Annotated in this window: 23 protein-coding genes and 4 pseudogenes; 15 read left to right on the top strand and 12 right to left on the bottom strand. The window is 69.1% G+C overall.

Annotated features, from left to right (window positions below):
- Positions 1-3: 3 nt before the first annotated feature.
- The 3 genes from OG574_RS47240 to OG574_RS47230 are packed head-to-tail and all read left to right on the top strand — an operon-like array spanning position 4 to position 1,689.
- Complete coding sequence (locus OG574_RS47240; protein ID WP_326771361.1) at positions 4-855, top strand: Rieske 2Fe-2S domain-containing protein; 852 nt, start codon at positions 4-6, stop codon at positions 853-855.
- Between the two features lie 37 nt (positions 856-892).
- On the top strand, positions 893-1,102 hold the full coding sequence (locus tag OG574_RS47235) for a DUF2945 domain-containing protein (RefSeq protein ID WP_326771362.1): 210 nt from the start codon (positions 893-895) through the stop codon (positions 1,100-1,102).
- 23 nt (positions 1,103-1,125) lie between these two features.
- Positions 1,126-1,689 carry a DUF488 domain-containing protein gene (locus tag OG574_RS47230; protein ID WP_326771363.1) on the top strand — a complete coding sequence of 188 codons (564 nt, stop codon included), beginning with the start codon at positions 1,126-1,128 and terminating at the stop codon, positions 1,687-1,689.
- A gap of 199 nt (positions 1,690-1,888) precedes the next feature.
- On the opposite strand, the gene OG574_RS47225 is transcribed toward OG574_RS47230, so the two are convergent.
- Positions 1,889-2,671 (bottom strand): sulfite exporter TauE/SafE family protein, encoded by a 783-nt coding sequence (locus OG574_RS47225; protein WP_326771364.1) that lies wholly within the window; start codon positions 2,669-2,671, stop codon positions 1,889-1,891.
- 253 nt (positions 2,672-2,924) lie between these two features.
- Between OG574_RS47225 and OG574_RS47220 the strand changes: the two genes are divergently transcribed.
- A complete protein-coding gene (locus OG574_RS47220) occupies positions 2,925-4,301 on the top strand; it encodes an ISL3 family transposase (protein WP_326771365.1) in 1,377 nt (458 codons plus the stop codon).
- An 84-nt stretch (positions 4,302-4,385) separates the two neighbouring features.
- Here the strand turns inward: OG574_RS47220 and OG574_RS47215 are convergent, their stop codons facing one another.
- A complete protein-coding gene (locus tag OG574_RS47215; protein WP_326771366.1) occupies positions 4,386-4,724 on the bottom strand; it encodes a MerR family transcriptional regulator in 339 nt (112 codons plus the stop codon).
- Positions 4,725-5,665: 941 nt separating this feature from the next.
- On the opposite strand from OG574_RS47215, the pseudogene OG574_RS47210 reads away from it, so the two are divergent.
- The 3 genes and pseudogenes from OG574_RS47210 to OG574_RS47200 all read left to right on the top strand — a co-directional run.
- Positions 5,666-5,887, top strand: a pseudogene (locus OG574_RS47210) (hypothetical protein); the annotation flags it as partial.
- 164 nt (positions 5,888-6,051) lie between these two features.
- A complete protein-coding gene (locus OG574_RS47205; RefSeq protein WP_326771367.1) occupies positions 6,052-6,147 on the top strand; it encodes a putative leader peptide in 96 nt (31 codons plus the stop codon).
- A gap of 80 nt (positions 6,148-6,227) precedes the next feature.
- Positions 6,228-7,655, top strand: a complete 1,428-nt coding sequence (locus OG574_RS47200; RefSeq protein ID WP_326778311.1) for a sulfatase family protein — start codon at positions 6,228-6,230, stop codon at positions 7,653-7,655.
- Between the two features lie 126 nt (positions 7,656-7,781).
- On the opposite strand, the pseudogene OG574_RS47195 reads toward OG574_RS47200, so the two are convergent.
- Positions 7,782-8,894: pseudogene (locus tag OG574_RS47195) on the bottom strand (TerD family protein); the annotation flags it as partial.
- An 892-nt stretch (positions 8,895-9,786) separates the two neighbouring features.
- Here OG574_RS47195 and OG574_RS47190 point away from each other — a divergent pair.
- Entirely contained in the window at positions 9,787-10,125 is a 339-nt protein-coding gene (locus OG574_RS47190; protein WP_326771368.1) for a MerR family transcriptional regulator, read from the top strand.
- A gap of 193 nt (positions 10,126-10,318) precedes the next feature.
- On the opposite strand, the gene mihF is transcribed toward OG574_RS47190, so the two are convergent.
- From mihF to OG574_RS47175, 3 genes are all read right to left on the bottom strand, one after another.
- The gene (gene mihF / locus OG574_RS47185; RefSeq protein ID WP_326771369.1) at positions 10,319-10,633 is read right to left on the bottom strand and encodes an integration host factor, actinobacterial type; all 315 of its coding nucleotides are present in this window, start codon (positions 10,631-10,633) and stop codon (positions 10,319-10,321) included.
- Positions 10,634-10,725: 92 nt separating this feature from the next.
- On the bottom strand, positions 10,726-10,929 hold the full coding sequence (locus OG574_RS47180) for a helix-turn-helix domain-containing protein (protein ID WP_442816781.1): 204 nt from the start codon (positions 10,927-10,929) through the stop codon (positions 10,726-10,728).
- Positions 10,930-11,206: 277 nt separating this feature from the next.
- The gene (locus OG574_RS47175) at positions 11,207-11,530 is read right to left on the bottom strand and encodes an STAS domain-containing protein (protein WP_326771371.1); all 324 of its coding nucleotides are present in this window, start codon (positions 11,528-11,530) and stop codon (positions 11,207-11,209) included.
- A 246-nt stretch (positions 11,531-11,776) separates the two neighbouring features.
- Here OG574_RS47175 and OG574_RS47170 point away from each other — a divergent pair, with 246 nt between their 5' ends.
- Positions 11,777-12,133: a PRC-barrel domain-containing protein gene (locus tag OG574_RS47170; protein ID WP_326771372.1), complete on the top strand. Its 357-nt coding sequence runs from the start codon at positions 11,777-11,779 to the stop codon at positions 12,131-12,133.
- Positions 12,134-12,160: 27 nt separating this feature from the next.
- Positions 12,161-12,334, top strand: coding sequence for a hypothetical protein (locus OG574_RS47165; RefSeq protein WP_326771373.1), 174 nt, complete (start codon positions 12,161-12,163; stop codon positions 12,332-12,334).
- A gap of 144 nt (positions 12,335-12,478) precedes the next feature.
- On the opposite strand, the gene OG574_RS47160 is transcribed toward OG574_RS47165, so the two are convergent.
- The 3 genes from OG574_RS47160 to tnpA all read right to left on the bottom strand — a co-directional run bounded on the left by OG574_RS47160 (position 12,479) and on the right by tnpA (position 16,347).
- A complete protein-coding gene (locus tag OG574_RS47160; RefSeq protein WP_326771374.1) occupies positions 12,479-12,676 on the bottom strand; it encodes a hypothetical protein in 198 nt (65 codons plus the stop codon).
- 244 nt (positions 12,677-12,920) lie between these two features.
- Complete coding sequence (locus OG574_RS47155) at positions 12,921-15,452, bottom strand: hypothetical protein (protein WP_326771375.1); 2,532 nt, start codon at positions 15,450-15,452, stop codon at positions 12,921-12,923.
- 463 nt (positions 15,453-15,915) lie between these two features.
- A complete protein-coding gene (gene tnpA, locus OG574_RS47150; RefSeq protein WP_326771376.1) occupies positions 15,916-16,347 on the bottom strand; it encodes an IS200/IS605 family transposase in 432 nt (143 codons plus the stop codon).
- Between the two features lie 26 nt (positions 16,348-16,373).
- Between tnpA and OG574_RS47145 the strand changes: the two genes are divergently transcribed.
- Together OG574_RS47145 and OG574_RS47140 are read left to right on the top strand one after the other, a co-directional pair.
- Entirely contained in the window at positions 16,374-17,693 is a 1,320-nt protein-coding gene (locus tag OG574_RS47145) for an RNA-guided endonuclease InsQ/TnpB family protein (protein WP_326771377.1), read from the top strand.
- Between the two features lie 269 nt (positions 17,694-17,962).
- A pseudogene (locus OG574_RS47140) lies at positions 17,963-18,118 on the top strand (IS110 family transposase); the annotation flags it as partial.
- Positions 18,119-18,454: 336 nt separating this feature from the next.
- Here the strand turns inward: OG574_RS47140 and OG574_RS47135 are convergent.
- Positions 18,455-20,698 carry a serine/threonine-protein kinase gene (locus OG574_RS47135; protein ID WP_326771378.1) on the bottom strand — a complete coding sequence of 748 codons (2,244 nt, stop codon included), beginning with the start codon at positions 20,696-20,698 and terminating at the stop codon, positions 18,455-18,457.
- Positions 20,699-20,906: 208 nt separating this feature from the next.
- Positions 20,907-21,107: a transposase gene (locus OG574_RS47130; protein ID WP_326771379.1), complete on the bottom strand. Its 201-nt coding sequence runs from the start codon at positions 21,105-21,107 to the stop codon at positions 20,907-20,909.
- Between the two features lie 20 nt (positions 21,108-21,127).
- On the opposite strand from OG574_RS47130, the pseudogene OG574_RS47125 reads away from it, so the two are divergent.
- Positions 21,128-21,379: pseudogene (locus OG574_RS47125) on the top strand (integrase core domain-containing protein); the annotation flags it as partial.
- 407 nt (positions 21,380-21,786) lie between these two features.
- Positions 21,787-22,986 carry a PP2C family protein-serine/threonine phosphatase gene (locus OG574_RS47120; RefSeq protein ID WP_326771380.1) on the top strand — a complete coding sequence of 400 codons (1,200 nt, stop codon included), beginning with the start codon at positions 21,787-21,789 and terminating at the stop codon, positions 22,984-22,986.
- A 531-nt stretch (positions 22,987-23,517) separates the two neighbouring features.
- Here the strand turns inward: OG574_RS47120 and OG574_RS47115 are convergent.
- Entirely contained in the window at positions 23,518-23,988 is a 471-nt protein-coding gene (locus OG574_RS47115) for a hypothetical protein (RefSeq protein WP_326771381.1), read from the bottom strand.
- A 509-nt stretch (positions 23,989-24,497) separates the two neighbouring features.
- On the opposite strand from OG574_RS47115, the gene OG574_RS47110 reads away from it, so the two are divergent.
- Positions 24,498-24,998, top strand: coding sequence for a hypothetical protein (locus OG574_RS47110; RefSeq protein ID WP_326771382.1), 501 nt, complete (start codon positions 24,498-24,500; stop codon positions 24,996-24,998).
- Positions 24,999-25,001 lie beyond the last annotated feature (3 nt).

Here is a 25,001-nt window from a genome sequence, read left to right as displayed (position 1 = left end):
ACCATGTTGCCGAAGCTGACCGAACAGGTCGAGGGCCTGCAGGCGCTCGACGGCGTCTCGCACAAGGCTGCCGGCTGGGTGGCGCGGGCAACGCATCCCGACGCGATCAAGAACGCGCTGTCCGGCACCTGGCTGGGACACCCGCTGCACCCGATGCTCACGGACGTGCCCATCGGCGCCTGGACCATGGCCTCCGTCCTCGACCTGACCGCGGGCAAGGCCGGAGCCGCATCAGCCCGTCGACTCGTCGGCATCGGACTGATCGCCACGCTGCCAGCCGCGGCGACAGGAGCGTCCGACTGGTCCGACACCTACGGCGCCACACAACGGGTCGGCCTCGTGCACGCGGTCTGCAACATGACGGCGTCCGCAGTACAAGCGGCGTCCTGGATCGCCCGCAGGCGGGGACGGCACGAGCTCGGGATGGCGCTGAGCGGAGTCGGGCTCGGCATCACCGCGTGCGCCGCGTACTTGGGCGGGCACCTGTCGCTCGTCCAGGGCGTAGGCGTCAACCACACCGCGTTCCAGCAGACCGTGACCGACTGGACCGACGTCGCAGCGGAGTCCGACCTGGGCGACGGCGAACCCCTCCGAGTGACAGCGGACGGAGTGCCGGTCGTACTCGTCCGGCACCACGGGTCCCTTCACGCGCTCTCGGCCACCTGCACGCACGCAGGCGGGCCGCTCGACGAAGGCGAAGTCATGGCCGACGGCTGTATCCGCTGCCCCTGGCATGCCAGCGTCTTCCGGCTCAAAGACGGCAAAGTGATGCGCGGACCGGCGGCCGTCGACGAGCCCCGCTGGGAGGCGAAGACCGACGGCGGACGCGTCTACGTACGGTCCGCCAAGGACTGACCGGGCGCGCCTGAACGCCGAGCAAAAGGAGCTTGGGATGGCGGAGAAGTTCGCTGTGGGGGACCACGTCCGATGGAACTCCGAAGCCGGGTACGTCGAGGGCGTCATTATCAAGAAGCACACGCGGGACGTGGAGTACAAAGGGTACGTGCGGCACTGCACCGAAAGCGACCCGCAATATGAGATCAAAAGCGACAGGACCGATCACATCGCCATCCACAAAGGGGTAGCTCTGACGAAACTGTAGGAAATGAGCGAGACGGCAGGCTGGTGAACCGGATCTGTACGGTGGGGCATTCGACCCGCGACTTCAGCGAAGTGCTGGAGATGCTCCGGGCCCATGACGTGACCTGCCTGGTCGATGTCCGCTCGTTCCCGTCGTCAAGAAAGTTCCCGCAGTGGAACCAGCCAGCGATCATCGATGCCTTGCCTCCCGATATCGAATACCGGTGGATCCCAAAACTGGGCGGCCGACGGCACACCCCAAAAGGCGTGCCGAGCGCGAACGGCGCATGGCAGGTAAAAGCCTTCCGCGATTACGCCGACTACATGGACACCGACGCCTTCAAGGAAGGCCTGCACGAGTTGCTGGAGCTGGCCGAACACGAACGGCCCGCGATCATGTGCAGCGAAGCGGTTCCCTGGCGCTGCCATCGCAGGCTGATCACCGACGCGTTGATCGTCGCGGGCGTCGAAGTCTTGGACATCACGTCCGCCGCCACCGCGAAGCGGGCTGTCCTGAACAAGAACGCGCACGTCAAGGACGGCCACCTGACGTACCCGCCTCAGCCGGAAAGCGACGCCGACTCGGATCCGACGTGTCCCGCGCCGTGACGGTGCTGACAGGGACCCTCAGGCCAAGGAACACGGCACATCGGAGAAGCGGGCCCAGAACGCCGCCCACCCCAACAAGGGAGCGCGCCCTGGGGAGGCCGAAACCGCCAGCAAGTCCTCCACCCGCGATTCGAAATCCGCCTCCCAATGCGGCGGGAACGCTCCCCCAGCGGGCCGTGGGTGACTGGACGCAGCACGGTCAGCGAAGGACCTGAACTGTGTAGAGCGCGCCGACGCTGGTAGCGAGGGTGCCGAGCAGGAGCCGGAGCGCGGTTTCGGGCAGGTGCGGCTGGAGGTGTGCGCCGAGGTATCCGCCGAGAAGTCCTCCGGCTCCGCAAGACAGGCCCAACAGCCAGTCAGGAGCGACGTCGCCCGTGGCGGCCAGGGAGAGGAGGGCGTAGGTGGCCGCGCCGACCATGGAAGTCACGAAGGTGGAGGCCAGGGCGGCCGGCGCGATGGTGGAGACGGGGGCGCCGCGGCCGACGAGGATCGGGCCGAGCAGGGAGCCGCCCCCGATTCCGTAGATGCCGCCGGCGACACCAACGGCCAGGGCCAGCGACGTCGTCGCGCGGGGCGAAGGCTGGTCGCGGGCGCTCTGTGGAGCCGGGCGTACGCTCCGGAGCCACAGCCACAGCCCGAGCGGTAACAGCAGCACGGCGACGAGGAGACGGAAGACGCGCGGGCCGGGAACGGCGAATACGCGGATCACGGCGCCGATGACGACGCCAGGGACGGTGCCCGCGATGAGTAGGCGGGTCAGTGGCCCGCCCAGTCGCCCTGCTCGCCAGTAGCGCAGGAGGGCACCGGGGCCGGCCACGACGTTGTAGAGCAGGTTCGTGGGTGTCACGGCCGGGCTCGGCACGCCCAGCACGCTGACCTGAACGGGCAGCAGGAAGACCGCCCCGGAGACGCCTACGGGCGCAGTGGTGACCGATAGCAGGAGCCCGGCGGCGAACCCGAGCAATCCCGTTGACCACTCCACGACAATCCCCTCAACACTCACCGACCGGCACCCGGAACAGGCTCCGGATCAGGTGCCTCCCGTTCTCGTGAACATCGACCCCGCCCCGATCCAACCGACTCCCGAGACGGTGAACAACTGCTGTCCAAACTCGGGCTCTGGTCCACTTCGTGTGGTCGCGTACCCAGGGTGACTGTTGATCTTCGTGTGATGGCGATTGAGTTCGCCCGAAAATCGCCCGGCGGGAGGGCAGTGTGGTCGACAGTCCTTCGCCGTGAACGAAGTGCTGCCGCAGCCGGATGAGCTGCTGTTCTCCTCGGTCGAGGGCGTGTTGGTGGAATCGGTGAAGGTGACCGACACGGTCGTCCAGGTGGAAGCTCGGACGACCGTAGGGCGGGCGGCCTGTCCGGAGTGCGGATGCTGGTCAGGGCGGATACATGGCTCCTACCTGCGTTTTCCTCGTGACCTGCCGAGCGCGGGCAAGTTCGTCGTGGTGACCCTGCAGGTGCGGCGATTCGTCTGCGCGGAGGACTCCTGCCCACGCAAGACCTTCGCTGAGCAAGTCCCTGGTCTCACTCGCCTGTTCGGACGACGGACCGAGCGGCTGCGATCGACGTTGGTGTCGGTGGGGCTTGCGCTCGCAGGCCGGGCTGGCGCCCGCATGACGGACGCCTTCAAAGTCCCGGTCAGCAGGAACACTCTGTTGCGGCTGATCGCCTCGCTCCCGGACCCCGCCACTGCCACACCCCGTGTGGTCGGCGTGGACGAATACGCCCAGCGCAAGGGCCGTATCTATGGAACCGTGCTCGTCGACGTCGAAACACGCCGTCCGATCGACCTCTTGCCGGACCGGGAGGCAGACACGCTCGCGGCCTGGCTCGCCGAACGGCCTGGCATCGAGATCATCTGCCGTGACCGGGCTCCCTTCTTCGCCGACGGTGCCACCCGCGGCGCCCCGCAAGCCCTCCAGGTCGCCGACCGATGGCATCTCTGGCACAACCTGGGCGAAGCCGCCGAGAAGTGCGTCTACCGGCAGCGCGGCTGCCTGTGGCCCACGCCCATGCAGCCGGAGGAACCTCAGGAGGAGGCCGAGTCGGCCGCGTTGTCGCCCTGGCCGGCCGGGCACCGGTTCGCCGAACGCACCCGTGCCAAGCACGCCACCATCCACGCTCTCCTCGCCGCCGGTCACAGCAAGCGTTCGGTCGCCAGGCAACTCGGCATGACCCTGAACACGATCTTGCGTTTCTCCCGCGCCGCCACCCCGGAGGAGATGTTCACCGGGCAGTGGCAAGGTCGTGTGACCAGGCTCGACGCCTACAAGCCCTACCTCGACCAGCGTTGGCAGGAAGGCTGCACCAACGCCTGGAAACTGTGGGAGGAGATCAGGGAACAGGGCTATCCACGCGGCTACGGCGGCGTCCGTGACTACGTCAGCAGGACCCTTCGCGGCAAACCCCAACCGGTCGGCCCCCGGCCGCCATCGGCCCGCGCCGTCACTCGCTGGATCCTCACACACCCCGACGCTCTCCCCGAAGGCGACCGGCGCCAGCTCAAGTCCGTGCTGCGACTGTCATGCCCGCCCCGGGCTCAGGGCGCTCGACAGCTTGAACCCCATGGCCAGGGCGGCGGCCGCGCTGATTGTAGAAAGTGAAGTTGCCCGGAACGTTGTGCGTCCCGGTCAGCATGCGCGGGACGCAGTCGCGAAGCTCCTGGGAGAGTTGCAGGTCTCAGCTGCTCAGGCCGCGGTCGTCGGGTTCGCTGATTCGGCGGCGCGGCGGTATTCGGCGTTGATGCGCTGGGCCTCTTCGAGCTGGTCTTCGAGGATGACGATGCGGCAGGCAGCCTCGATCGGGGTGCCGTGGTCGACGAGCTCACGCGCGCGGGCCGCGATGCGCAGCTGGTAGCGGGAGTAGCGGCGGTGGCCGCCCTCGGAGCGCAGCGGGGTGATCAGGCGGGCTTCGCCGATGGCACGCAGGAAGCCCTGGGTGGTGCCGAGCATGGCGGCGGCCCGGCCCATCGTGTAGGCGGGGTAGTCGTCGTCATCGAGACGGCCGAATGAATCGTCTGCTGTCATTACACCTCTCTGTGGAACGCGTGGAGGGGCCCTGGTGCCATACCGGCACCAGAGCCCCGAAGGAACTGCTACACCATCTGCCGACCCTGGTTACTGCGCCGGCCTTCTGTATCCGCTGACCCGACCTGGAAGTTGTCGGGGACGCGGGGATCGCGGTTGCTTGACCGGAGACCACCTCACTATCGATGTCCTGCGGTACCCGGGCTCAACACTCCACCCGGGCGATCCTGATGGCGCTCAACTCCTCCGTTCTTCCCTCTTGATCAACTACTTACCAAACGGGAACTGCGGAACTGCGTACTGCTGGTACTACGAACTGCTCGTGGCCTCGAACAGCGCCACTCTTCGGCAGCCAGCCCCGTCGCCCGTCCTGCATCTGCTCTGGCTTAGAACCCCACTGCCGAACCTCCCGGTGCGCGCGCCCGCAGCTGACGCCTTCACCGAGGTACTGCTCACTGACTTCACTGCTGAGTACTGCGAACTGCACTTACGGGTACTGCCACGGCGGCCCCTGATAACTGCGAGCCGCCCGGTCCGGTCGCCAGTCCCGTCGCCGTCCTGCAACAACCCTGGCTTCGAAACTCCGCCACCGCACCGTCCTGCCAACTGCAACTGCATGTACTACTGACCGGCAGTTCGTCTCTGCCAGGCCCTGCTCGATCTCGGCTACGAGAGAAACCATAACCACACCGCCATCCAATGTCTACTCCAGCCAACATAGATTTCCGCGTGATCGACGGTGAGGTAATCGACCTCGAACAGCGACGCGGACAGGTGCGAAGCCGTCACGCCCCGCTCTGGCGCCGACTACTTCCCCGACGGCATGGACCACGAGACGTACTACCAGCCCACCCGGCCACAAGGGTGGCGGTGAGCGTGACGACTGCGGCGGCAGCGATGGAACGGCGCATGGAATCCCCCCGTACATTCCCGTTAGGACCAGGGGGGCGCCGGTTGTGGACGACAGTTTCCTCGCGGTGCTGCATGCCGGGGATCGGCCGGCCAGCTTCGTACTGCCGGGGAGGCCGTGGGCGCAGCGGTACGAGGTTGCCGTCGACACCTCGCGGGAGGAGCAGGGGCGGGCGCCCGGCGTCGTGCATCGCGCGGGGGGCGCGATTACGGTGCCGGCGCGGGCTGTGCTGCTGCTGCGGGTGGTGGGGTGAGGGTTGTTTCGTCACCGCCACCCCTACCCGTCCCATCCCGTCCTGGGGCTGCGCCCCCAGACGCCCCTAAAAGACTGCGCAGTTCCCCGCGCACCTTTCAGGTGCGTCCACTGCATGGACGTTGGCTTGACGTGTCGGGCTGCCCGCTGGCACCGTCGCTCAGCATGAGGCCCTCCGCCGATCACCCGCGCGCGCTCGTCGCGCTCGTGGAGCGGCGCCACGTCGACCTGTGCCGGCAGTCCAGCGCCATCTGTCGCTGAGCCCACAGTCTCCTCGCCCGCCCTTCTTCTCTTCCCTCTTCGTGTCCCGTCGTGGCACCCGTCCGTTCCGAGGAACCCGCATGCCCGAAATATCCCGTCGTACCTTCGGCGGTCTCGTCGGTGGTGGCGCGGTCACCGCCGTCGCCGGTACGGCCACCGCCGCCGTGGCAGCCCCCGACCAGGCCGCCCCCACCGAGCGCCCGTTCCAGGCCCGTACCGCCTCCGCCGGTTCCGGCCGGCGCCCCAACCTCCTGGTCATCCTGGGGGACGACCTGGGCTGGGCCGACCTCTCCTCGTACGGAGCGCCGCACATCAAGACCCCGAACCTGGACCGGCTCGCCCGGCAGGGGGTGCGCTTCACGGACGCGTACTCGGGGTCGGCGACCTGCTCGCCGACCCGGTTCAGCCTGTACACCGGGCGCTATCCGGGCCGTACGAAGGGCGGGCTCGCCGAGCCCATCGCCAACAGGACCCAGGGTCTGGACCCGAACCATCCCACCCTGGCCTCCCTGCTGAAGAAGGCGGGCTACTCCACTGCCCTAATCGGCAAGTGGCACTGCGGCTGGCTGCCCGACTACAGCCCCACGAAGTCGGGTTGGGACGAGTTCTTCGGCAACCATGGCGGCGTCCTGGAGTACTTCTCCAAGCTCGGCCAGCTCGGCGACTACGACCTCTACGAGGGGGACGCCGAGTACAAGGACCTGCGCTACTACACGGAGGTGCTGACCGAGCGGGCGGTGGAGTACGTCGGCCGCAAGCACGACAAGCCGTGGCTGCTGAACCTCAACTTCACCACCCCGCACTGGCCCTGGCTGAGCGAGGAGGACGCCGAGACCGGTGCGGAGATCGCCGCGAAGATCCGGGCCGCCAAGAGCCAGGCCGAGATCACCGCCGCACTGCTGCACGACGACGGCGGCTCGGTCGCGAAGTACACGCAGATGGTCGAGAGCCTCGACGCGGCGGTCGGCGAGGTGCTGGCGGCGCTGCGCCGGTCCGGGCAGGAGGAGAACACGGTGGTGTACTTCGCCAGCGACAACGGTGGTGAACGCTGGTCGTACCTCTGGCCGCTGAGCGGTGAGAAGTTCGTGCTCCAGGAGGGCGGCATCCGGGTGCCGACGATCGTCCGTTGGCCGCACCGCATCGACGACAACCAGGTCAGCCGCGAACCGAACTTCTCCCCCGACTGGACCGCGACCCTGCTGGAGCTGGCCGGCGCCCGGCCCGACCCGGCGTATCCGCTGGACGGCAGAAGCCTCGCGGGCTATCTGCTGAAGGGCGAGAAGCTGCCCGAGCGGGACCTGTTCTGGCGGGTGCGGGCCAATCGGGCGCTCAGGCGCGGCGACTGGAAGTACTACCAGGACTCCGCGGGCAAGGACCACCTCTACGACCTCGGCGCCGATCTGCGCGAGCAGGCCGATCTGGCGCCCGACAAGCCGGAGTTGCTCGCCGAGCTGAAGGCGGCCTGGGAGAAGACCGCGAGCGGGCTGCTGCCGTACCCCGCCGCCTGATCAGAAGGTGAGGCGGTCGACGATGGCCGCGCAGTGGCGTGTGCTGCTCGAGGCGGGGGCCACCGGTGTGTGGACAGCAGTCGGCTCACGGGCGCAAAACGGTTCGGCCGCAGGGTAGGCGAGAGCTCAGTCGATGATGTCGACGCCGAAGCTGCGTGCCAGGTCGGCCAGTTGGTGGTCGTATCCCTGGCCGATGGCGCGTACGCGCCATCCCGGGCCACGCCGGTAGACCTCGGCGAGCAGCAGCGTTCGTTCGGTCGTCGCGGCGTCCAGGGTGGCCTGGGCCAGTGCTCGCGCGTCGGTTGCCTGGGCAACGGTGATCTCGATTGCTCCGGCATCGGCGAACGTCGCGGTTCCGTCGATGGCAGCGGCGATGACGATTTTGCGGACGGCGTCGGAAAGGGTGGTCAGCTCCGCTGTGATGGCTTGTTCGCTGGGGCCGTCGGTGATCAGGCGCACCGTCGCGTCGGGGCTTTCGGGCGCCCCGTAGAAGACGAAGTCCTCGTCGCACAGGACCTGTTCGTCCTCGTCGAGCAGGAAGGCGACCACGTCGATCTCGCAGTCGGCCTGATGGCCCCAGGAGGCACTCACCGTCCATGTTCCGGCGCCGCCGTGTGCAGTCGGAAGGTCGAAAACGCCGCCGCGGGGAAGGACCGGGTCGGCCGTTCCCACTTGTGCGGCGGTGCCCGATGGCGGCTTGAGCGTGGCGAGCCAGTCGCCATCGTGGACCGGCAGTCCGCGTGCCGTGATGTGGGGCATGCGACGGTCCTCGGCTCCACCGGTCAGGAGAATCACATCGGTGACGCCGGCGGAGAGATTGACGGCGGCGGCACCGCCCTGCTCCGTAATGCGGGTGCGCAGCGCCGAGGCTTCGTCGTGGTGGCCGCCCAGCACCAGGACCCGGCGCCCGGACAGCGGTTGGGCGGAGGCTGGGCGGCCGGTGCGCCGCTGTGCGGGTAGGGACGGCTTCGATGGTGCCGGTTTGGTGTGGGCGGTTCCAGGCTGCACGCCGGTGAGCAGGCCGAGGAAGGTTCCTTCGGTGATCACGGGCACTCCTGCACCACGTGCCGCACGATACTTGGCGCTCTCGGAGTCGCACTCGTTGGTGACCAGCACGCTGGTGTGCCGGCTGACCGAGCCCATCACGTTCAGTCCTGCCGCGACGGAGCGTGCGATGAGTTCTTCGCGTGCAGTGCGGGTGTCACCGGTAAAGGCGACCTTCATGCCCTGTACCAGCGGGGCCCGTCGCGGAGCGGAGGGTTGCGACGTTGACGCTCATCGTGTCCATCAGGTTCCCCTGGTCTCTGGATCGTCAGTGTCCGGTCCTGTGTGTCCGTGGCTTGTGCCCCGGCTGCGGCCCGTTAACCCGGCTTGCTCCCGCCCTCCACCGCTGCACGAGGTCGATTACCTCACCGTCGAACACGCGGAAATCTATGTTGGCTGGAGTAGACATTGGATGGCGGTGTGGTTATGGTTTCTCTCGTAGCCGAGATCAACAGGGCCTGGCAGAGATGAACTGCCGGGCAGCAGTACCGCAGTTTGCAGGACGGTGCGGTGGTGGAGTTCCGAAGCCAGGGTTGTTGCAGGACGGCGACGGGACTGACGACCGGACCGGGTGGCCCGCAGTGATCAGGGGCCGCCGCGAGCAGTACCGCAGTACGCGTAAGGGCAGTTCGCAGTACCAGCAGTGAAGTTAAGTGAGCAGCACCTGGGTGAAGGCGTCGGCTGCGGACGCGCGCACCGGGAAGTTCGGCAGTGGGGTTCTAAGCCAGAGCAGATGCAGGACGGGCGACGGGGCTGGCTGCCGAAGAGTGACGCTTACTCAGGTCACCGAGTAGTTCGCATCACCAGCGGTAGGTAAGTGATTGATCCCAGAGGGAAGAACGGAGGAGTTGAGCGCCATCAGGATCGCCCGGGCGGAGTGTTGAGCCCGGGTACCGCAGGACATCGATAGTGAGGTGGTCTCCGGTCAAGCAACCGCGATCCCCGCACCCCCGACAACTCCCAGGTCGGGGCGGCGGACACAGAAGGCCGACGCAGTAATAGGGTCGGCAGATGGTGTAGCAGTTCCTTCGGGGCCCTGGTGCGGTACGGCACCAGGGCCCCTCCGCGTGTTCCACAGAGAGGTGAAATGACAGCAGACGACTCGTTCGGACGTCTCGATGACGACGACTACCCCGCCTACACGATGGGCCGGGCCGCCGCGATGCTCGGCACCACCCAGGGCTTCCTCCGTGCCATCGGCGAAGCCCGCCTCATCACACCGCTGCGCTCCGAGGGCGGCCATCGCCGCTACTCCCGCTACCAGCTGCGCATCGCCGCCCGCGCCCGGGAACTCGTCGACCACGGGACCCCCATCGAGGCCGCCTGCCGCATCGTCATCCTCGAAGACCAGCTCGAAGAAGCACAGCGCATCAACGCCGAATACCGCCGGCGTGGCGAGTCCTCCGCTCCGTCGGCCTCGGCCTGAGACCCTGTGACTACCCCAGCGGTTTCGCGGCTGCCGCCCGCACATGCTGCCCGGAACGCCTCACGTCCTGGGCAACTTCGTCGGACTGTGTGACCGACAGCCCTGGTCTCCCGTCGGGGCCAGGGCTTCATTTCTGCGGGCCCTGTCCCGTGCCCTGCTGGGGTGGGGTGGTGGACTACGGCAGCGCAGCCGGTCAGGCTTGCGGCGGGAAGAGTTCGAGCAGGCGTGCCTTCTGGCGGGAGCCGAGGCCCTGGACGCGGCGGCGCTCGGAGATGTCGAGGTCGGCCAGGAGCTGGGCGGCGCGGATCTTGCCGATGTTGGGCAGTCCTTCCAGCAGGCGCTTGACGAGCATCCTGCCCACGACCGGGTCATCTCGGTCGAGTACCTCCTGCAAGGAGGTGCGTTCGTGCTTGAGCGCGTCGAGCAGTTCGCTGCGTTCGCGGCGGACGGCAGCCGCCTTCCGGAGGTTTTCCGCGCGGGCTTCGGCGGTTAGGGCAGACAGGGGCATCGCTCTGCGGTCCTCTCGTCGTACGGCTTGCGTCGGCCATCATGACGCGTCCGCAGGGGCGGTGACCAGCGGGTTCGCCGTGCCGCGGCCGGTTATGCGCTGGGCTGGCTGCGGGTGTCTCCGCCGCGGCCGCGCAGGGTGACACCGGCTTCGGTGAGGATGCGGTGGACGAAGCCGTAGCTGCGGCCGGTGTCCTCGGCCAGGGCCCGGATGCTCGCTCCGCCTTCGTACGCCTTCTTCAGCTCGTTCGCGATCTTGTCGCGTGCCTCGCCGGTGATCCGCGTTCCCTTGGCCATGGCCGTCCCCTTCGTCGTTCGACGTTCGGAGTGGTGATCATCGCGCATCGATCGGGCGTCCGGCAGCCCGATCCGCACACCCGGGCGAGAACCAACAGGGCGCGATTGCGCTATCGGTGACTCCGCTTCCCTGACCCTTTATCGGACTTGTGTTCATTGACGGCGATGGGCCGCCCGGCACGTGCGGTCACAGAACTTCTTGTCACTGCGAGCGCCCGCCGGCAGCGGCCTGGAGCAGAGGACGTACGCGCACCGGCACACCCGCCCGGCCATGACTTCACCCCGGCTGCTCGATGGTGAAGGCGCTGCCGGTGTGGGACAGCCGCAGCAGCCGGGCCAGGGCGTGCGGGACCGCGTACAGCCGCAGTTCCACCCCTTCGGCCTTCGCGGCGCGGGCGGCGGCCAGCAGCGCGGACAGGCCGGAACAATCCACGAAGGTCAGCCGACCGCAATTCACGTCGACGCGGTCGTGGGCGGACACGGCGGCCCGGAGGGCTTCCCTGATGTCCGGGGCGCTGACCAGGTCGAGGTCCCCGGCCACGGTCACCCGGCAGCTGCCGGGCCCGGTCGGGTGCACTGCGACCTGGAGCGTGTCGTGCACGGCGCCCCCTTCGGGACTGCGATGTCGCGTCACTGGGCGGGGTCGTGATTCCAGAAAACGCCCTGCCCAGACGCCGTGTCCATCCCCGTCACTCACCGCCTGGCGCCCGTCACGCGGCCAAGAAGAACCGTCGCGGCCCCGCCGCCCGCCATGACGCGAGGCGCCCAGGCTGGTGTGGGCGGGCTTGGCGGGGCAGGCTGAGAAGTGCACCGGCTCAGGCATACCGCCGCGCGAAGGGAACCCGGGATGATCAAGATCGCGGATATTCGCGAGTGGCGCACCCACGACGTCGTCGACGCGGGCGGCCACAAGATCGGCACGATGGAGGCCGTCTACGTGGACACCAGCACCGACGAGCCGGCCATGGCCACCGTCCAGGTCGGGCTGCCCACCCGCCGCCACCTGGTCTTCGTCCCGCTGAACGGCGCGCTCGTGGGCCCCGGCTACGTGAAGGTCGACTACGACCGGTCGCTGGTGAAGAAGTGCCCGGCGATCGGCACGGACGACGTTCTGCCCGCCGAGGACGAGGCGGCGGTCTTCGCGCACTACGGCCTGCCCTACCAGAGCGGCGCGAACGGTGAGCGGCAGCTCGCCCGCCGCTGACCGACCCACCGAGGAGGTGCCCGCTCCATGAGACTCTTCCTGATCCTCGTCATCGCGGCGATCGTGCTAGGCATCATCGGCGCCGTCGCCAAGGGGCTGCTTTACCTGCTGATCATCGGCATCGTGGTGTTCATCGCGGCCCTGGTGTACCTGGGCGTGCACCTGCGGCGCTCCGGCCGCCGCAGCCGCACGCTCCGCTGAGACGTCTTGAGCTGCCGGGCCGGCAGGGGGCCCAAACCAGAACCGGCCGGTCCCGGCAGCCCCGGGTGGCCGGGCAGGCTTCCGGGGCTGCCGGCCGGTGGCGTGATGCGGGCCCCGGGGGAAGGCCGTCGCACCGACGCCGGTCTATCGGATGGGCCACAGGCAGCGGCTTGCCAGCATCGTCCACTCCCGGTCAGTCTGGCCGGGCACGACACGCCCCGCCGCACTCCAGTGCACTGCCAGCGCGGCGTAGATCGGCTCGTCCGAGCGAAGCCGGACGGCTTCACTGGTGCGGCCGACTAGGTCGATGACGGGTGCCGGCCGCACGGTCATCGCGGTCATGGTCGTACTAACGCGCCGCCCCGGTCCTGGTCACCCTGCGGTACGGCGCCGCTGGGCGAGGGCGGCGCGCCTGGGCCTCGTCGAGAAGCAGGGCGAACTCCGTCAGCGCGATGCGCTGGACGTCCTCGGCGGTGACCGGCTCGGTGTTGGTGCGGCGGGCCTGGGCGAGTTCGGCCGCGCCTCCCGGGCCGTGACCAGGGCCTGGCGCGCGAGGTCGACCCCGCTCAGCTCGCCGCTCACGCCATCACCGCCCCGGCCATGTCAGCGTCCAGTGGACGCGCGACGAACCCGGCGAGCCGGTCCGACCACGGCGCGGGCACGGCCGCCTCGGTCCGGACTGCGACCTGCTCGCGCAGCTGCTCCAGCCGCGTCGCCAACAGGTACTGCGCGGTGCGCTCCCGGGCGGCGTCGGCGGACTTGGTCGCAGCGACGATGGCGTCCGCGCCGTTCGGGTTCGCCCGAGCCGCCCGAGTGCGCTGCTGCGGTACTCCGGCAGCGCCTGCTCCACGGTCTGGAGCGCGTTGAAGGCGAACGCGGACGCTCGCAACGCCGGGTCCGTGTCCAGCTCGCCCGGCTCCACCAGCTCCAGGAGGTGGCGCCGGGCGCGCTCGATGTCGGCCTCCAGCGACGCCCGGACGTCGGCGGTGACGGTGGCGCCGTCGCCGTCACCGTTCAGCGCGGCCGCCGCGACCAGACCGGCCTCCACGATCAAAGCCTCGGTCCGGCGCCGATAACCGCACGCCTCGCACAGCCCGGCCGCCGCGCCCTGCCCGCGGTCCTCGCACGGCAACGCCTGACGGACCGCGTCGGCGGCGGCCGCGGCCTGGCGCTCGCGCTCCGTCCGCTCCTGCGCAGCTGCACGTGCCGCGTCCCGGCGGGCTTGCTCCGCGCGGGCCTGCTCACGCCGGCACACGAAGCTCTCCGCCTCGATCGCGGCCTGTTCCTGGAGCCGCTCATCGAGGACCTGGCGGCGCTCGCCGATGGTCAGGCCGGGCAGCTGTCGGTCGACCTCCGCCGCGATCTTCGCCCGCCGGGCACGCCGGATGTGGACCACGTTGTGGCAGTTCTCGCAGTCGCCGCCGGTGTCCAGCCGGATCCCGTCGTCGCACCGCCGGTCCGAGCATGCCTGACGCTGCACCAGGCCCCGCCGGGTCAGCCACGGGTACGGACGATCGACCAGGGCCTCTCCGCCGGTCTCCTCCAGCCGGTCGGTGAACCGGTCGGCCAGCAGCTGCGGCGCCATCTCCGGCCGCATCAGCATGCCCGCCAGCCGGGTCAACTCCGCCTGCGCCGCCGCCTCGACCTGGTCCTGCTGCCAGCCGGACAGCCGCTCCCACAGCCCCGCGACCGGCCCCAGAGCCACCCGCACACGAAGATCAGCCGGAAGGCCCACCCTCCGCTGCCGCTGCGCCTTGTCCCACCCCACGGGCTTTTGCCGGCCACCGGCACCAGCCCCGCCAGCGCGCTGTCCATCCCGCTCATCGACCGGAGACTCCTTCGGCCTTTCCCCGCGAAGCGGGCCGACCTCCGCCACCGGCGGCGCTGATGCCGCTGCGGCGTCGGCGGACTGGCCCTCGCGTACGCACGCGCGCTCCGGCCGACGGCCCTCACCCCCACGGACTTCGCCGGAAAACCCAGACGAGAGCTGCGGAGGAACTACCGGAGTAACCACACAAGCGTGGTCTGCGTGGAGCTCTGCACCATCAGGACGCTCCCGATCCCCCGCCCTCTCGACCGCCTCAGCACCGCACAGCCCAGATGTACCAAGGGCAGCGGCACCCTGGTCCGGAGCATGATCTCCGACTGCACCATCGGGACGCTGCGAAAGGATGGTCTCGGGGCCCGAAGAGGCCTCCACAGGGGCCAGCACCCGGCCGTAAGCCTGGGCGACCGGCAGCAGCATGACCCGGCCGCGGCCGCGCATCCGCGTCTCCGTCGCTTTGCGGCCCCGCGCGACGACCTCGGCCTCCGTCAGCCGCGCCAGGACCTTCCGCGCGCCGGACGGCGTGCAGCCCAGCAGCCGCGCCAGCGTCGCCGCCCCGCGCCCCTCCTTCGACTTCACCGAGCCGGCGCACAGCTGCAGCCAGCCCGACGCCCGGGTATTCAGCATCATCATCAGCAGCCCGAGCCGGTCGGTCGCCGCCCCCTTGCCCGTACGGCCGGCCAGCAGCCCCGCCGGGATCACCGAGCCGTCCTCAAGCGTCCAGCCTGGCGAGAACAGCGTCTCGATCAGGCGCAGCAGCACCGCCAGCTCCGCCTTCGACAACGCCAGCGGGTGCGCCGCTCCCCCACCCTTGCGGGCGTTCCACAACGGCATCACCAGGCAGTCCAGCCCCCTCACCTGCCCCTCGGCGTCGGTCACCACCCGAGTGCGCAGCGCGCCCGAGCCGCGCAGCGCGGGCAGCACCTTGTGGTGGACCGTCGACTCGTTCATGCCCAGCCACCGGCCCAACTGCGGACCCTTGATCGAGGTCTGGTTGTCGTCCTTGCGGCCCTTGGGCGCCCGCGACTTCGCGTACAGCACCACCGCCGACAACCGGGCAGCATCCCCGAGCCCGACCAGCGACTCATCCGCCAGCAGCGCCCGGACCGCGGCGAGCAGCCGCAGCCGCATCTCCCGACCCAGCCGCAGCGCGTCGTCCATGCTGCCGTCGCCGGGCTGCCCGGCAGCCGGCACCCACCGCAACCGGCGCGGCGAACTCCAACTCGCAGGCCCAGCCCTGGTGTTACCCAGGAACTCGGGCGCCAGTGCGCCCCCATCCGTTGCTGTCGTCATGACGCGGTTGTGTGCGCCAGAGGGGATACCCCCCGCGAACACGCGCGATGGGAGCACCGGAGCTGCGCAGAGAGTCAGGTGATCGTTCCGCATGCCTTCCCCAAGGAGCGGAAGGGGTCGGGACGTGACTGTGAATGCAGAAGAAGTTTTGCCCGCGGCACTCTGGCAGCCGACGAACGGGGGATGAGACGGATTTAGACGGCAGAGCGCCCGGTGAGCCCGAGTTCCAGGAGCCAGTCCGGGGGAGCGGGCCGGGCGGTCTCACCGCGTTTCCACACCGGCGACTGCCACATCGAGCGGCCGCCCTGCCCCGCCGCCGTCCGCCTTCAAGCACCCGGCGACAGGGGTCTTCAATCGGCTCTACCTTTGATCTTGGCCAGTGCTCCGCCGTTTACGGCGGGGGTGAAGGCCATCTCAGGGCTGCTCTGACCCGCGCGGTTCGCACGGGTCCGCAGTGTTGTCCTCAGCCGGTGGGGCGCTGCTGGTTTTCGATGTACTGCTTGACGACGGTCAGCGGTGCGCCGCCGCAGGATCCGGCGAAGTAGGAGCCGGACCAGAAGTGTCCGCCCCACAGGTAGCGGCGCACGTGTGCGCTGTGTTCCTGGCGGAGCCTGCGGGAGGAGACGCCCTTGAGGGAGTTGACCAGTTTGGAGAGCTGGACCTTGGGCGGATAGTGCACAAGCAGGTGGACGTGATCCTGTTCGCCGTTGAACTGCTTCAGGTCGGCTTCGAAGTCCGCGCAGACCTCGCGCATGATCTCCTCAGTGCGCGTCAGCATGGCGTCGGTGAATGCCTTGCGCCGGTACTTGGTAACAAAAACCAAGTGGACATGCAGGTTGTAGACGACGTGGCGCCCGGTGCGCACGTCAGGATTCGGGTTCCATCGTGGTGACATAAGCCAACCGTAGTAGGGTGATTGTCATGGGCGAACTCGTGTGGGAGAAGCGGCAGTTCGGGCATCGCGCCCGGCTGGCGCTGACGCCTGCACAGGTCCGGCTCATGGATGACCAGGCGCACGCGGCACGCGCGATGTGGAATCAGCTCCACGACCTGTGGCGGATGACGCCGAAGTGTCAGCGCGCTCTGACGCGCATGGATCAGGCGTTGCGGCAGGCCCGCAAGGAGATCGACTGGTACGCGGTGCTGCCCGCGCAGGCCGCGCAGGCGGTACTCAAGACGTACTTCCAGGCGTGGCGGAACTGCTGGGACGGGCGTGCGGACGAGCCGAACTTCAAGGCCCGCTTCCGCACGGCATTGTCGGTGGACATCCCGCAGGGCCGGGATCTGCAGATCAAGCGAGTACACCGACGGTGGGGCCTGGTCAACATCCCCAAGGTGGGCCGCGTCCGCTTCCGCTGGACCAAGGACCTCCCCGTCGGCAAGCACGCCAACAAGGAGAACCGGATCACCGGGGCACGGCTGGTCAAAGACGGACTCGGCTGGCACATCGCCTTCCGTATCCAGACCCTTGAGCCCAAGCCGGAGCCCCACCAGGGTCCCGAGGTCGGTATCGACGCCGGGGTGAACCTGCCCCTTGCGCTGTCCGACGGCAGCCACCAGGACCACGACCGGCCGCCCCGACTCCCGGACGGCACCGCCGACCGGGACAAGTGGCTGAACCCGGATGAGAAGGCCAGACTGCTTCGCCTGGAACAGCGCGCCGCGCACCGCAAGAGCTTCCGCAAGCCGAAAGAGCGCAGCTCCAACCGGCTACACCGCACCTACGACCAGATCAAGCAGCTCCGCGCAAGAGCCACGCGCCGAGCAATCGACTGGCAGCACAAGACCACCACCGCCATCGCCAAGCAGTACGGCACGGTCGTGGTGGAACAGCTCAACATCACGAACATGGTCAAGTCCGCCAAGGGCACTACCGACCAGCCGGGGAAGAACGTCGCGCAGAAGTCCGGCCTGAACCGCTCCATCAGCCAAGAGGCATGGGGTCGCACCGTGACGATGCTGACGTACAAAACCGCCCGAAACGGCGGAACCCTCGCCAAGGTACCCGCCCCGAACACCTCCCTGCGCTGCTCCGCCTGCGGTTTCATCACGCCCGGCAGCCGGGAAGACCAGGCCACGTTCGTATGCAAGAACCCCGACTGCGGATGGTCCGGCAACGCCGACTGGAACGCAGCCCGGAACATCTTGCACCTGTACCGGATCGGCCTCGTGGCGATCCCGGCTGCCGGGAGGGCAGTCGTCAGGCGCACCCGTGGCGTCAAGCCCGCTGCCGCAAGGTAAGCAGGAATCTCCTTCCTGAGCCTGCGAAGGGAGGAGAGCACTTCAACTTCTTGGTCGGGTTGATCGAACCATTCGTAGGGTTGGGTCGCCCAGGGGCGCTGGGTGTGGCTAACAGTCGGCTGCCGTTTCTTGGCTCCGCAGGCTTCGCCGCCCAGCGCCCCACGACGACTCGACCGCCGATTAGGAAGTGCGAACAAGTCGCTGTGTAGAGCAATGCCGGCGAGGTCGTCCGTGGCACGAACAACACGAGCACGAACGTCAGGAGCGCGATGAGCCGGATATGGGCGGGGATCGACAGCTGCAAGGGCCACCACCACGGCCTCGCCCTGGACGCCGACGGCATGACCCTGCTGTCACGGCGGGTCGTCAACGACGAGCCCGAGCTGGTGAAGCTGATCGGGGACGTCCTGGACCTGGCCGACGGCTACGAGGGCCCTCGGCGACGAGGCCGTGGGGCCAGCGCGGACTGATGCCGCTCTGCCACAACGGTCCGGTCTCGGCGACGAGTTCAGCAATCACATCGGGCGTGAGGCCCGTGATCCGCTGGCTTCGGATCATTGCTGCACGTGCCCGGTTCCCCACCACACTGACCGTGATCAACGTCCCGACGCGCCACCGCCACCCCTGCACGAGCTCGTTAGACCAGAAACGCTACGGGCGGCGCACTCGCACAAGGCGCGACCTCGCTGCGTAGGCCACCGAGTGAGCCGCTGAGGTGTCCGCACGGCAAGGAAGGCGGCCGGCGGCCGGTGCCGCCGGGGTCAGCCCGACTTCGGCGGCTTCTGCGCGTCGAAGGCGAAGAGTGTGTTCTTGGCCGCGGCCACGATCACCGCACGCCCCGCAACGGTCACGCGCGGGCTTGCGCCCTGCTCGCCCGTCAAACCATCGGCCTGCGGGTCTGTTGTCCACAGGGGTTTGCCGTCGTACGGCGACAGCGCGACCACCCGGCCGGTGGCCGAGCTGAAATACAGCGCGTCGGCTCCCGCAACGGGACCCGACGCGCCCTCCACGCCCGTCTGCCGCGACCACTTCTTCCGGCCGGTCACGGGGTCGAGCGCTGTGACGAGACCGGTCTGCCCGCTCACGTAGACCGTGCCGTCCACCACGCCGGGCGTCCCCGCGTATGTCTTGGCCAGTCGGGAGTACGTGACCTTCCGCGAGGCCGGGTCGACCCGCGCCACCCCGTCGTACCCGGCCAGCGCCGTTCCCTCCATGTGCTCCTGAAGGAGTACGAGCCTGCCCTTGGCGACGCCCATCGGCACGGCGGGGCCGTTAACCGCGATGGGCCTGCCCAGTGTCCCCGAGGCGCGGTCGACCGTGTACAGGGTGGGGTGGCGCACCTCTGAGGCATCCACCTCCGCATCCGTCGCGCACATCGCCAAGAGCTGTGGGCCCACCGGGACGGGAGCGCACTGCGTACCCGCGGGGAACGACGTCGTCCAGGTAACCTCACCACTGTGCGCATCCCGGGCCTCGAAGCGGGAGTTGGAAGCGTCGACCGTCACGACGGCGGAGCCGACCACAAGGGCATCCTGAGTCCGACCCGTGACGGCCGTCGACTGGGCGCCGGACGGGACGGACCACAGCTCCCGGCCGCTGTTCGCGTCGATGGCCACCACCTCGCTGGCAGGGTCATGCGGGGCGTCCTGCGCGGCGAAGCGGTAACCGAGCACCGTGTCGTCGGTGGCGCCCACCAGGTGCATGCCCTGGACGGGGACGCCCGGACTCTTCGCCGTCCACACCCGCGAGCCGTCCAGGGCCCTGATACGGGTCGCGACAACACCGCCGCCCCCGCAGAAAAGCGCGTCGCCGCGCGCGACGCAACGCAGCTCGTCGGGGGTGTCCTCGCGACCGCCCTGCACGGTATTGCGCCACGGCTCGAAGCCGTCCGGAAGTGCGGCACCCGGCGCCGCAACGCTGTTGCCCTTGTCGGCGCCGCTGTTCCCGCCAAAACCGCCCGCCTTCAGCGCGGCGACTCCCCCGCCGATCGCCGCCACCGCGACCGCGGCCGCGAGCACAGGACGCCATCGGCGACGCAGACGGCGGCCGATGGGGGTATCGGTGCTCCCTGTATCGGGACCGGCCGGGGCGGTGGTCGGGGCAGTCGGCGCCGGGGTGGCCCGCGTCGCCAGGTGATGCTGGGTGATCATGTCGCGGGTGCGGCTCGTGCCAGCCCCGTTCGCGTCGGTTCCGCCGAGGTCGGCCGGCAGGTCCCGCAGTAGCACGAGGAGTTCGTCCGCCGAGGGGCGCCCCTTGGGCTCCTTGTCCAGGCACGACTCGACGATCGCGCGCAAAGCCGCCGGCACGGCACCCAGCGACGGCTCCTCGTGCACCACCTGATACGCCGTCATGTATGGGCTGTCCGCGTCGAAGGGCCCGTGGCCCGTCGCTGAGTACACCAGCAGCGTCCCCAGCGAGAAGACATCGGACCGCGGCCCCACACCACGCGGCGCCTGCAATTGCTCCGGCGACATGAAGGGCGGCGTACCGATGACCCGCCCTGTCATCGTCAGCGTCTGCTGGTCCACGGCGCGCGAAATGCCGAAGTCGATGACGCGCGGGCCCTCGGGCGAGAGCACGACGTTCGAGGGCTTCAGGTCACGGTGGACGACCCCCACCCGGTGGATGTCGCGCAGCGCCTCCGCCAGCCCGATGGCGAGCCTCCTCAGCTCCGCTCCGTTCAGCGGGCCCTTCGTGGCGATGCGCTGGGCGAGCGTGTGCCCCTCGATATAGGTCGTCGCCATCCACGGCTGCTCGGCCTCAGGGGCAGCGTCGACCACGGCGGCGGTGAACGCGCCGCTCACCCGCCTCGCCGCCGCCACCTCCTGCCGGAAACGGATGCGGAACTCGTCGTCCCCCGCGAACTGCTGGTGGATCAGTTTGATCGCGACAAGTCGCCCCGAACTCGTACGGGCCAGAAAGACCGTGCCCATGCCCCCCGAGCCGAGCCGCGCCTCAAGCGGATAACCGCCGATCTCGGCTGGATCACCTCCGCGCAGCGACACTCTTCCCGACCTCCCGTCCCCCGTGCACCTCTGCCGCCACGGGCCTGCGTACCTGTCCTGCACACAAACTAGCCGCAGGGCAGTACGGCAGAGCAAAGCGGGTGACGAACCGGGAGCCCAGGGCTGCTCCCGTGCCGCACACGACGAAGCCCCGCCGAGAGGACTTGAGTTCTAGCTTGACTCTGTCGGGGATCTTGGTGGCTCGCGGTCAACTGCCGAGGGTTCGCCAGGACTTCGGCCGGTAGATCTTGTGCTGGTCGAGGTAGTTCTGGAAATCGGTCGGCTGGCGGGGTGGGGGTGCTTCTGCGGCCGGTGGCAGCTCGCTGAGGCGCTCAATGTTGACGGCGATGGCGGTCAAGACGTGCTGGAGGTGGGCTTTGTCCTGTCCTCGGTAGCGGCAGCGTCGCATCCCGTGTCCGTGGGCGAACGGAGCTGGGCGTGACCAGATCGCGCGGCGCGGTCGGCACGAGTGCGGACAACGCCGCCGCGGAGAGTCTGAACGCGACCATGAAGCGCGAGACGCTGCAGGGTCGCAAGCGGTGGAACGGGGCGCGTGAGGCCCGCCTCGCGGTCTTCCGCTGGGCGACCCGCTACAACACCCACCGACGGCACTCCCGCCTCGGCCAGATCAGCCCGATCACCTACGAACAGCGATCAACTACGCTGGCCACCGCCGCATGACAACCGGTGTCCACGATCACGGGGAAGGCCCCGTGCGCGTCCTGGGGCCCGGTGCCAAGGGTGCGGCGGGCTGTCACGTGATCATCGTACGGGCGGCGACTGCCGCTCCACGCCGGTCCTGGGGACCAGCGGAACAGCCAGTAACGCTAAGCCGGTTCCGCAGGTAGTGGCGCCGCAACCGCGTCTCTCAGAACGGCCTTGCAGAACCCGGCGGTTGCGAGAGGGGTTCTGCGAGAACCGGCCTGGGCAAACGTGCCTGGCGCTGGCCAGCAAGAACGGTCCTCACAACCGGTCATTTATGCGAGGGACTGGGCGTGCCTGCCCGCCGCCGAGGTGGAACCGGTGTGAGATCGCATGTGAACAGTGCCCGCGGTCAGGCTGGGACATTCGCATGAGCGGAGGCAAGGATGCCGGGTGACCCGTTCGGGCTGGCCGAGGTGCTCGCCGCTGCGGAGGACGCGGCACCGGCGGCGTCTCTCGCCGTGGTGGCGCGCAATCTACGCGACCGGTTCGACGCGCGGGCGGTGTCGTTCCTGTTCGTCGGCGTCGCTGGCCGGCAGATGGTGCGGGTCGACGAGGGGATCGCCCCGCGGGCCGGCCTCGACGCCGATCAGATCCAGCTGGCCGGCAGCGTCTACGAACAGGTGCTGCGCACCCAGGAGTTGGTGCAGGCCCCCGACGCAGGGCACGGAAAGCGGGTGTTCGCCCCGGTGACCAACCGCGGTGACACCATCGGCGTCCTGGAGATGTCCCTGCCGCACGTCAGCCAGGAGATCCTGAACGAGGTTGGCGAGGCCGCGCACGCGCTGGCGTACATCATCGTCACCGACCGCCGCTTCACCGACCTCTACCGGTGGGGCCAGCGCGCTACCCCTCTCAGCCTGGCCGCCGAGATCCAGCGCCAGCTCCTGCCCGACGCGCCCTCCTGCGAAGCCGCACAGTTCGTGCTCGCCGCGTGCCTGGTCCCGGCCGACGACGCCGCCGGGGACACCTACGACTACGCCCTCGGCCACGACACCCTGCATCTTTCCGTCACCGATGCCATGGGCCACGACGTCGACGCCGCACTCATGGCCACCCTCCTGGTCAATGCCTCGCGCGGCGCTCGTCGCGACGGCGACAGCCTGACCGAGCAGGCCCGCCGGATCCACCAGGCTCTCCTCGACCACGGCCACGACACCATGGCCACCGGCCAGCTCCTGCGCATCGCCCTGGACGGGACCGGCGCACAGGTCGTCAACGCCGGACACCCCTGGCCGCTGCTCCTGCGCGACGGCACGGTGAACGAGGTGCGCCTGGACGTCGACCTGCTCTTCGGCGCCCCCGGACCCACCCCGTACCACGTACAGTTCCTCGATCTGCGCCCCGGCGACCGGCTCCTGCTCCACAGCGACGGCATGCAGGAACGACAAGCCGAGTCCGTCGACCTGCCCGGCCTCATGCGCGAGACCGCCTCCGAACATCCTCGCGAGGTCGTGCGCATCCTGGCAGCAGCGGTTACCGACGCCTGCGGCGGCCACCTGCCCGACGACGCCACGGTGCTGTGCCTCGACTGGCACGGCCCCCACCACGACGGCCGCCACGCCCACGCCGGAACCGGCCGATAAGCACTTCCCCGTGCCTATCCGGAGACCGCCGCCGAGAAGAGGCCATTCCTCTCCACCGTCCGCGTCGCCATCGCCGGCCACGGCCGGGCCGCGCAGCGGGCGCAGGCCGTCTCGGATGCGCCGCCCCTCAGCCGTCTTCCCCTTCGTCCTCGATGGCATCGGGGTCGCGGAAGGGCCGCAGGCACTGGCCGGGTCCGCTGGCCTGACCGGTCGGCATCGCCCCGCGCGGTTGTGAGAACCGTTCCTGCTGGCCAGCGCCAAGCACGTTTGCCCAGGCCGGTTCTCGCAGAACCCCTCTCACAACCGCCGAGTTCTGCGAAGCCGTTCTGAGAGACGCGGATCCGTACTGCCCAACCGCCTGAGCCCGATCGCCTGCCCTGTCTGGGCGTGCAGGCGAGGGTAGCTGCGAGGGCCTGGCTAGCCCTGCCTCCAACTGCTCCCATCCCTTGGCGGCCTCGCCATTGGCGAAGCAGCGGATGTCCCACTCGTCGGGGCCCGGCGGCGGAGCGGCGCGCTCTCCGCGCTTTGGGCTCACGCGGCGGTCCCGGGCTCGGGCACCGGTCCGTAATCCTCGCCCGAGTCAGTGGTCAGCACGGCGTAGAGCTCGGGATCCGCGTGCACCTCGGCGGTGTGCCGCCACTCGGTGAGCAGCTGGGCGACGCCCGCGGTGTTGTCCAGCAACGTTGCGGCGCCGAGCGCATCGACCAGCTCGACGGAGAAGGCGCGCACGTCGTGCGCGGGGAGGTAGCGCACCCACGGGAAGGTCGCAGGCAGCACGTCCAGGACCAGGGTGCGGCCCTGGGGGGTGCGCATCATCTCCACGAACATCCGACTCGTCGCGCCCATCACCTCCAGGTCCTGGTCGGCCCGCGCAGCAGTCGTCAGCACCAGGTCCTCGTCATCACGGCGTCGGAGCACTATCCGCCGCGTGCCGCGCAGGTTCGCCAGCGTTTTCTTCGGCTTGTTCAGCAGCTCCGAGAGAGTCAGCTCCAGTGCGCTCATGACTTGAAGCTTAGTTGACAAGTCCGGGATTCGCGCGGTCACCGGGACCGGTCCCAGCGGATCGGGTACGACACAGTCAGCGTCGGCCGGGGCGCCGGATTCCTCCAACCCCGGAACTTGACCGGATACACCGACGTCGACTGCGGCCGGGGCGCCCCCTTCCTCTTTCCTCCCCCGCCTTCGCCGCTCGCCCCGGTCCCGCTGAATCCGACGATCACCAAGGCAACGACCGCCAGGACCGTCATCTGTCCCCGCGCGCCCGCCGCCCACCGGGAGTGGGACATGACCTTTGTACCGTCCGCGCGCTCGTACGCATCCACGTGCACCATGGGCTGCTCCTCCCCCTCCAGCACCGGAATGCCCCTTGGCGTGCCGGACCCACCAGGGAACCAGCTGCCACTGACAACACGTCAGGGCGCCAGCTCGATGTCCGGCGACCGCCGCGCCCTGCGTCCCGTGAATCGCGAGAACCGCCCAGCTCCCGCTCAGCCCCCGGCAGGATGATCGCCGTGGAAGCAGAGACGTTGGCTGGACTGTTCGGCCTCGGGGGTGCCCTGGTGGGTGCGGCGATCTCCACAGGGGCCGTGATCTGGCAGCAGCGCAAGACCGCCCAGGAAGGAGAGCGGACCCACCTGCTCGGCCTGTCCGAGGCGGCGGCCAATGGAGTCATCCAGATCACGTACAGGATTGAGGACCACTTCGCCGGCGGTGTGCCCCGCAGAGGAACTACTGACGGCAATCAGTGGCACAGGCATCTAAAGGCGCTTCTCCGAGACCTTGAGTCTCAGTCGCTGAGGTTCCCGGACCTCAAGACCAGACAGCTCGTGCGGTGGGGCCACGCGGAGATCCTGCGGGATCCAGAGGGCGTGGCCGAGGAGGAGGACTGGCCGACGGCGCGATACCGAGACATCTGCACCCACTTCCGGACAGTCATGGGCACGGTGATCCGCAGGGAACCCTTCCCGGATGGGATATGGACCCAATTCCCTGGCGCCTGGCCCCCGTCCTGACGC

The organism is Streptomyces sp. NBC_01445 (assembly GCF_035918235.1).
Taxonomy (GTDB): Bacteria; Actinomycetota; Actinomycetes; order Streptomycetales; family Streptomycetaceae; genus Streptomyces.
Note: the sequence above shows the minus strand (reverse complement) of the source record. Positions and strands in the feature narration are given on the sequence as shown.